At 28.4% G+C, this 5,706-nt stretch carries 3 protein-coding genes; 1 reads left to right on the top strand and 2 read right to left on the bottom strand.

Annotation, left to right across the window (positions count from 1 at the left end):
• Positions 1-11: 11 nt before the first annotated feature.
• Entirely contained in the window at positions 12-2,120 is a 2,109-nt protein-coding gene (locus tag RH99_RS17460) for an RNA degradosome polyphosphate kinase (RefSeq protein ID WP_010241341.1), read from the bottom strand.
• A gap of 29 nt (positions 2,121-2,149) precedes the next feature.
• Entirely contained in the window at positions 2,150-3,691 is a 1,542-nt protein-coding gene (locus RH99_RS17455; protein ID WP_010241340.1) for a Ppx/GppA phosphatase family protein, read from the bottom strand.
• 182 nt (positions 3,692-3,873) lie between these two features.
• Here RH99_RS17455 and ppx point away from each other — a divergent pair, with 182 nt between their 5' ends.
• On the top strand, positions 3,874-5,379 hold the full coding sequence (gene ppx / locus RH99_RS17450; RefSeq protein WP_010241337.1) for an exopolyphosphatase: 1,506 nt from the start codon (positions 3,874-3,876) through the stop codon (positions 5,377-5,379).
• Positions 5,380-5,706: the final 327 nt, after the last annotated feature.

Below are 5,706 nucleotides of genomic sequence, written 5' to 3'. Positions count from 1 at the left end.
TATCTTAAAGTTTATTTCTTAAGAGAAGTTATGGGGGTGAATTTTTGCTGTTTTTCTTGTTTTTTTGCTTTTTTAGCTTGTCTTATAGCCTTTTTAGAGAAATATTCTTGACTATTTATCTTCTCTTCACCTTCCTTAGAAGTAACTCTAGAATAAGTTCCATCACTATTTAAAATTCGTGCCTTTGTATTGTCAGATAAATATACATTTAAAAACTGTTTTATCCTATGTCTATTTTCCTCTTCTTCTATGGGAAATAATATCTCTACTCTTCTATCCAGATTCCTATTCATCCAATCAGCACTGGATAAATATATCTCTTCATTTGAATCATTGTAAAAATAAAAAATTCTACTGTGTTCAAGAAATCTACCAACTATACTTATTACAGTAATATTTTCACTTACCTCTTCAATGCCTGGTCTAAGGCAGCATATTCCCCTTACAATTAGTTGAATTTTAACTCCAGCTTTTGAGGCATCATACAAAGCTTCTGTTAGCTGTTTATCTACCAAGGAATTAATTTTGGCAATAATATGTGCTTTTTTACCATTCTTAGCATTTTCTTCTTCTCTCTTTATAAGTGAAATAAATTTTTTTCTAAGTCCCGAAGGTGCTATATATAACTTATTCATTTCATCTATCATTGAATATCCAGAAAGCATATTAAATAGAGAAGAGGCATCTTCTCCTATATGTGGGTTTGCTGTAAATAAACCTATATCTGTATAGAAGTTTGCAGTTACATCATTATAGTTACCGGTTCCCATATGAACATATCTTTTAATTCCATCATCTTCATTTCTAACTATTAAAAGAATTTTACCATGAGTTTTAAGTCCTAAAAGACCATATATGACATGACAACCTGCCTTTTCAAGTTTTCTCGCCCATATTATATTATTTTCCTCATCAAATCTAGCCTTTAACTCAACAAGTACTGTAACTTGTTTACCATTCTCCGCTGCTTCCATTAATGACTTTACTATAGGTGAATTACCACTTACTCTATAAAGAGTTTGCTTTATGGCTAATACTCTTGGATCCCTAGCCGCTAGTTTAACCAAATCTACAACACATTGAAAGGTTTGATAGGGATGATGCACTAAAATATCATTTTTAGCTATAGCATCAAATATGTTATCTCTTACAATAAATTCAGGCACTGGCACAGAAGTAAAAACTGGATACTTTAGTTCTTCAAAGCCTTCAATAGACCCAAGTTTAAATAAAAATGTAAGGTCTATGGGCCCTTTTATATTGTATATCTCTCCAAAAGAAGCTTCCAATTCTTCATTTAGTATTTTAATAAGTCCCTGATCCATATCATCTTCTATTTCTATTCTAATTGCTTCTCCCCATTTTCTATCCTTAACAGACTGTTCTATAGCTTCAAGTAAGTCCTCTGCTCCTTCTTCATCAATACTAAGATCTGCATTTCTTGTAATTCTATAACAACTCATAGCTTTTATATTATGCCCTATAAAAATATCATTTATATGAATTTTTATTATATCTTCAAGAAGAATGAAGCATTTCTTATTATGAGAACTAGGTAACTGAACTATTCTTCCAAGTACAGATGGAACCTGTACTGTAGCAAAAATATTATCTTCTTCATCTTTTCCGTCAATGAACAGAGCTATATTTAAACTCTTATTTAATATAAGTGGAAAAGGTCTGCTACTATCCACTACCATAGGTGTAAGTACTGGATATATTCTTTTATGGAAGTATAAACTTATAAATTCTTTTTGAGAATGGCTTATATCTTTAGGCTTTAATATTAGAATATTGTTAGACTTTAATTCTTCTTTTAATTTATTATATATATCATATTGTTCATGTACTGTTCCATGAACTTTCTCAGTTATCTTTTTAACCTGATCACTAGCACTGAGTCCGGCTAAATCCACTTTATCAAAATTAGCTTGAACCTGTTCTATTAATGATGCTACTCTTATCATAAAAAATTCATCTAAATTTGAATTTACAATTGATAAGAATTTAAGTCTTTCAAGTAGTGGATTTGTATTATCTCCAGCCTCTTCAAGTACTCTCTTATTAAATTCAAGCCAACTAAGCTCTCTATTAATAAAATGTTCATGCTTACTATTCATAGTACATCCTTCCTTTAATTTCAAAATTTCTAATTTTTTATTTTTATTATTGGTCTTATTCCCATAACTTCTTCAAAAAACTCCACATTATTTTTAAAACTCCATATTTCAAGAGCACAATCTTTATATGTATCTAGATTAAAATATACATTTCTATCATCTGTACTTATATTTATATTATTATCATTGATTTTATTTTTGTTTGATATATTTAGGGCCTCTGCCAGCTTTAAAATAGATGCTAGTTTAGATACAATTATCTTATCTGTAAAGCTTAAATTTTTATAGCTTTCGTGAGAAAGAGAAGGAATATCCTCTCCATGATATCTTACCACATTAGCAACTATGTTTAAATTTTTATCAGAAAATCCTAATATCTCTTCATAATAGATTATATTATAACAATAAAAGCCATCTTCGTTTAAATTAACATACTTGCCCACATCATGAAGTATAGATGCCACTTCTAAAAATAATCTTTCCCGATCCCCTAGTCTATGAAATTTCTTAATTTTATCATATATATCAAGAGCTATTTCCTTTACCCTTTCAGAATGTTCTTTATCTATACCATATTTTTCTCCTATATGCCAAACAGAACTTATAATATCATGATCAAATACTCTTTTCTTACTAGGATTAAGTTTTTTACTCATCATATCCATTAACATTCCATGCCTCAGTGAAACTTTTGGAACTTGTATCCCTTCTGCTAAAGTCATATTTAAAAATGTCTCTACTATTATAGTTGAAGGAAGTATAAGTTTAGCTTCATTTATATTTAAATCAAAATTCTCACATATTTTTTCTGTAGTCATATTTTTTATTCTAGTTGAAAATTCTAAAAGTGATTCTTTTGAAATATATCTTTTTTCTTCACTAGCATATACTTTCAGTAAAAATCTAAGACTTCCTCCTAGTCCTATAAAATTTTTAATATTATAACTTTTTAAATAACTTCTTAGAGTATATATTTTACTTTCTACAAACTCAGTCATAAGTTCTGAAAAATTCAAAGTTTTCTTTTCAAGAGCCCCTAAAATTTCTCTAATTCTAAGAGAGCCTATTTTTATATATTCAGTGAATTTTAAATTTCCCTCATTATATATAGAGACTTCAATTCCACCTGATCCTACATTGAGAATCATAGCTCCTTCCTTGTAAATTTCATCTGAGTTTTCAATTCTACCCCTTAAGGCTTTAAACACTAAAAATCTTTCTTGTGATGTATTTATTACTTCAATTAATATTCCCGTTCTAATTCTTATTTGTTCTAATACATACTCTCTATTTTCAGCTTCTCGTATACCACTAGTAGAAACTGCCCAATAAAATTTCACTCCATAATCTTTCATGAGTTTTACAAATCCATTAAGTATGGAACAGGTTTCATAAATAGCCTCTACACCTATTCTTCTTTTAGTAAAAGTATCTCTTCCCAAAGATGTATTCTTTTTTAAATCTTCTAATATATTAGTGCTACCATCACTGCTAATTTCAGCAATTACCATTCTAAAAAAATTAGCTCCAAGATCTAAGGCTGCAACTACTTCTCTATGTATATTCTCCATAATTTAGCACCTCCTAATCAGACAAACACCTTTAATATTTTATATTTATTATTAGCTTATAAATAAATAATATATAAATTTATATTGAATATAGTTATTTTATGAAATAATATATATTATAACAGAGAAAGGTTATGTATATATTAAAAAATATATAAATTTATGAATATAGGAGTGACTTTATGAACAAAAGGATAGGTATAATTGATATAGGATCTAACTCAGTACGCCTTTTGCTAGCAGAAATAGGTGCAAATAATTCTATACGCATAATAAATGAGCTTAAAGAATACTTAAGACTTGGAGCTGGACTTGATAAGAATAAAATTTTATCAGAAGAAAAAATTGAATTGACCTTAAAAACATTAGCTACTTATAAAAACATATGTAATGCTTTTGATGTATCAGAAATAACAGCAGTAGCCACTGAAGCTGTAAGAAGTGCAAAAAATCAAAGGGAATTTTTAAATAGAATTAAAAACGATGCTAGCCTTGATATCACTGTTTTAAGCGGTAAAGAAGAAGCTTACTATGACTATTTTAGTACTATAAATAGTATGAATGTAGACAATGCTCTTATTATGGATATTGGCGGAGCAAGCACAGAACTTATACTGGTAAAAAATCGAAACCTTGTAAATAGTATTAGTATGCCTTTTGGTGCAATAAATCTCATGAAACAGTTTGAAATCAATGATGTTTTTGAAAAAGATCAAGAAGAAAAGCTTAAAGACTTTTTATTGAAACAATTCAATAATTTGGAATGGCTAAAAGAAGCTAAAGGATACACTTTAATAGGTATAGGCGGAAGTATAAGAACTCTAGGTAAAATCCACAGAAAATCTATTAATTATCCTTTAAATTTCATGCATAATTATCAAATGAAGAGTACAGATGTAACTGAAATTTATAATCTTGTAAAAGGTAAAACTAATGCTCAGAGAAAAAAAATAAAAGGATTGTCTAGTGATAGAGCCGATATATTTCTTGGTGCTGCTGCTGAAATTTCAACATTAATAGATCTTTGTTCTATTGAAGATATAATTATAAGTAGAAATGGTATAAGAGAAGGTTTGCTTTATAGTCATATATGCAAAGACAATAAGCCTTTAGATAATGTACTTGATTTCTCTATAAATGCAATGCTGATAAACCATAATATTGACATTAAACATGCTGAACATATATATCACTTAATGAATTCTTTGTATGAAGCTCTTAAACCAATAATAAAGCACTCAATTAATCTTCATAATATTATTAGAACTTCTGCTATGCTTCATGATATTGGATCTAATATAACCTACTATTTCCATCATAAGCATTCATTATATATGATACTTAATTCACAAATTAACGGACTTTCTCATAGAGAATTAGTATTAAGTGCTTTCATAGCTGCAAGCCATAGGGACGATAATCTTTCTATAAATTATTCTGATTATAAATTAATAATTGGTAAAGATGATATTGAAATTATAAACCAATTAGGCTTACTACTAAGAATTGCTGAAAATCTAGATAAGAGTATGATTTCAATAGTAAAAGATATTCATTGCTGCATAGATAATGATACTGTAATAATAAAAACTATATCTGACGTTTCACCATCGCTAGAAGTAAAAGAAGCTTCAAACTCTGCTGATGCATTCAAGAATTTGTTTAATAAAAAACTATATGTAGTTTAATATAATAAAGTAGGATGAGATATATAAATCAATTTATATATCTCATCCTACTTTATTTATTTTTATTGTATACAATTCTTACACTATAGATTTCTCCTACTCATTAGAATACTGCATGTCTATTTTTGTATTACAATAATAATCCTATGATTGTTTAATAATACCATCTTAATTACTCTTCATTTTAACCTGACTAACTTGGCGTAAGTCTCCCACGTACTCTGTGAAAGCGATTCACACAAAATCGAAAAGAAGATTTTGGTTCTCTACTTGCACTCTGTGAAAGCGATTCACACAAAATCGAAAAGAAGATTTTGGTTCTCTGCT

It is taken from the genome of Clostridium arbusti SL206 (assembly GCF_000246895.1).
GTDB lineage: Bacteria > Bacillota > Clostridia > Clostridiales > Clostridiaceae > Clostridium_I > Clostridium_I arbusti.
The sequence above is the reverse complement of the archived record's forward strand: the minus strand, read 5'-3'. Positions and strand labels throughout refer to the sequence as shown.